The following is a 3,136-nucleotide window of genomic DNA, read 5'->3' on the forward strand; positions in this document are numbered from 1 at the left end:
GCTCGTCGGGTCCAGGGCCCGCAGGGTCCTGGCGGATAGGGGGTCCGGGGGAAAGGCAGCGCCTTTCCTCCGGGACGGCGCAATGCCGCCCGGCCATCATCCACGGCCGGGCGGCATTGCGCATCAGGCCGGCACGACCGGTGCCTTGTCGCGGCGCAGTGCGCCGATCACCTGCTTGTCCAGATGCAGGTGCGACTGCAGGAGCTGCTGCGGCGTCAGGGCCATCCATTGGTTCAGCGACAGGTCGGCGTAGTGGTCGCTGCGGAACATCTCCAGGAAGCGCAGGGTGGTGTTGCCGGTGTTCTCGACGTAGTGGCCCATGGCGAAGGGCACGTAGCCGACATCGCCCGCCACGTAGTCGAAGGTGCGCGCCTGGCCGGAGGCGGCGAAGACGCCCATGCGTGCCTGCCCCTCGATGTAGTACTGCCATTCGTTGGTGTTCGGGTGCCAGTGCAGCTCGCGCAGCCCGCCGGGCTCGATTTCCACCAGGGCCGCGGCGATGGTCTTCGAGGCCTTGAAGACGGAGGAATCCGTGATGCGCACCGTGCCGCTCTTCGTGCGGATCGGGTCCTGCGCCAGCATGCGGTGGCTGAAGCTCTCGGCCGAGGGCACCTGCGTCACGCCATCGAGGCGGTCCTGCGCCAGCGGCCCGGGCTTGTCCGCCTTGAAGATATAGAGCTCGTCCGGGCTCGGCGTATGGCCGAAGAGATTGGCGGGCACGCCGAAGTTCTTGGCCAGCACCTCGGCCGGCACGCGGCGGAACCAGTCGCTGATCAGGAAGGTGCTGTCCTCGTCGAAATGCCCGTCGTCGAAGACGAGCAGGAACTCGCAGCCGTCATCGCCCAGGCCCTGGATCGAATGCGGGATGCCGCCGGAGAAGTACCAGAGGTCGCCGACGCCGACATCGTCCACGAACTGCCGGCCCTGCGTATCGATCGCGGTGATGCGGGCACTGCCGTAGAGCATGTAGGCCCACTCGGCCTCCTTGTGCCAGTGCAGCTCGCGCACGCCGCCGGCATTGAGGCGCATGTTCACCCCGGCGATGTCCTGCGACACGCCAAGCTCGCGCACCGTGACCTGCCGCGTCCAGCCGCCGCTTTCCTGCCGCACATGCGCGTCGGCATAGGAGAAGCGGAGGTTCGGCAGCGTCCCGTGATCCGTGGAGGGCGGGTTCAGCATGTCCGGATTCTGCCGCGTGCGCGACAGGTCACGCGGGCCGGGATCGGTGCCGCCGGTGTTGGGGGCGCGGCTGGGCTGCGGGGTCTGCGCGGCCTGTTGCGCGCCCGCCGCGGCGGGCACCAGGGCGGCGGCTGCGGCGGTTCCGGCGATGACGTTCCGGCGGGAGACCGAATTCATGAGTTATACTCCGTGTGACCAATCGTTCATGTCGATCACAAGTATTCGAGTCTCCCGGCTTTGCCCGATAACTTGCCGCGGACTTATGGGGCGGCCCGTCCCACGCGTCCATGCGGGGGGTGCTTCAACCTCTCGCGACGATGCCTCATGGGCGCACGTCAGATCTCGGTGCGGACCTGCCAGAGCTCCGGGAAGAAGGAGCGTTCCAGCGCCGTGCGCAGGAAGGCGACGCCGGCGGAACCACCGGTCCCGGCGCGGAAGCCGATGATGCGCTCCACCGTCTTCATGTGGCGGAAGCGCCATTGCTGGAAGGAATCCTCCACATCCACCAGCTCCTCCGCGAGCTGGTAGAGATCGAAATGCGTCTCCGCCTCGCGGTAGATCCGCAGCCAGGCCGCCTGCAGTTCCGGGCTGTGCCGGTGCGGCTGCGTCAGGTCGCGCTCCAGCAGCGACGCCGGCAGGGCGAAGCCGCGCCGTGCCAGAAGGCGGATGGCTTCGTCGTAGAGGCTCGGCGCGCGCAGTGCCGCGTCCAGCGTCGCGTGTGCCGCCGTGTCGTGCCGGTGCGGCAGCATCATCTTCGCGTCCTTGGCGCCCAGGCGGAATTCCAGCATCCGGTACTGGAAGGACTGGAAGCCGGAGGACTTGCCCAGCACGCCGCGGAAGCTGAGATAGTCCGCCGGCGTCATGGTGGAGAGCACGTCCCAGGCGCCGATCATCTGCGACTGGATGCGCGAGACCCGGGCCAGCGCCTTGAAGGCCGGGTCCAGCGCGTCGCGGCGGATGGAATCCAGCGCCAGGACGAGTTCGTGCGTGATCAGCTTCAGCCAGACTTCCTGCACGTGGTGGATGGTGATGAACAGCATCTCGTCGTGATGCGTGCTGAGTGGCTGCTGCGCCGAGAGCAGCAGGTCGAGCCGCAGGTACTCCCCATAGCCCATGCTCCGCGCGAAATCGGTGTGGATGCCCTCGGTGACGCGGCTGGGCGGGGGTTCGGCCCCGGGGGAGTCCGTGGGAGAGCTCAGGGAGGCATTCGTCGGGGCGCTCATCGGGGCGGGCTCCGGATCGGGGCTGGAAAAGGATGCCGGTTTGCGGCCGGCCGTGTCCGCGGCCAGGATAGCACCGTCACCCCCGATGCGCCGGACCCGATGACCCTTTCCCGGACCAGTTCGCTCTTCCTGTCCTCCGCCCGCAGCCGGGAGGAGCTGGACCGCGACTACAGCCCCAGCCTCTTCGTGGATTCCCTGCCGGCGGTGATCGGGGACTGGGGGCGGCGCACCGCCCTGGCCAAGGCCCGCCACGCCGGACGCCTGCGCCCCGACCTGGCCTATGGACCGCACCCGCGCGAAAGGATCGACTATTTCCGCGCGGCGAATCCCTCCGGCGCGCTGCTGGTCTATCTGCATGGCGGCTTCTGGCAGCATGTCTCGAAGGAGGAATCCGGCTTCCTCGCCCCCGGCTGGGTAGAGGCGGGCGTCGATGTCGCCGTGATGGACTATGCCCTGGCGCCGGAGGTCACGCTGCCCGCCATCGTGGCGCAGGCGCGGCGCGGCCTGTCCTGGCTGCTCTCCGAGGCCGCCACCCTGGGCTTCGATCCGGGGCGGGTGGTGGTGGCGGGGCATTCGGCGGGGGCGCATCTCGCCGCCATGACGCAGATCGGCGCGGCGGTGCCGCTGCGCGGCCTGGCGCTGCTGTCCGGCGTCTTCGAACTGGAGCCGGTCCGGCGAAGCTATGTCAACGCTGTCTCTTGATCACATCTACGCACAGCTCCACCGTAAGGCGA

General features: G+C 68.7%; 3 protein-coding genes. 1 reads left to right on the forward strand and 2 read right to left on the reverse strand.

All coding sequences use genetic code 11. The features are described from left to right. Positions 1 to 123: 123 nt before the first annotated feature. Positions 124 to 1,356, reverse strand: a complete 1,233-nt coding sequence (locus ROTAS13_RS21880; RefSeq protein WP_075823413.1) for an oxalate decarboxylase family bicupin — start codon at positions 1,354 to 1,356, stop codon at positions 124 to 126. 158 nt (positions 1,357 to 1,514) lie between these two features. Continuing rightward, positions 1,515 to 2,402: a tryptophan 2,3-dioxygenase gene (gene kynA / locus ROTAS13_RS21885; protein WP_083755663.1), complete on the reverse strand. Its 888-nt coding sequence runs from the start codon at positions 2,400 to 2,402 to the stop codon at positions 1,515 to 1,517. 99 nt (positions 2,403 to 2,501) lie between these two features. Between kynA and ROTAS13_RS21890 the strand changes: the two genes are divergently transcribed. Continuing rightward, positions 2,502 to 3,104 carry an alpha/beta hydrolase gene (locus ROTAS13_RS21890; protein WP_075823415.1) on the forward strand — a complete coding sequence of 201 codons (603 nt, stop codon included), beginning with the start codon at positions 2,502 to 2,504 and terminating at the stop codon, positions 3,102 to 3,104. Positions 3,105 to 3,136 lie beyond the last annotated feature (32 nt).

The sequence above is a fragment of the Roseomonas sp. TAS13 genome (assembly GCF_001950415.1).
Classification (GTDB): Bacteria; Pseudomonadota; Alphaproteobacteria; order Acetobacterales; family Acetobacteraceae; genus Roseomonas; species Roseomonas mucosa.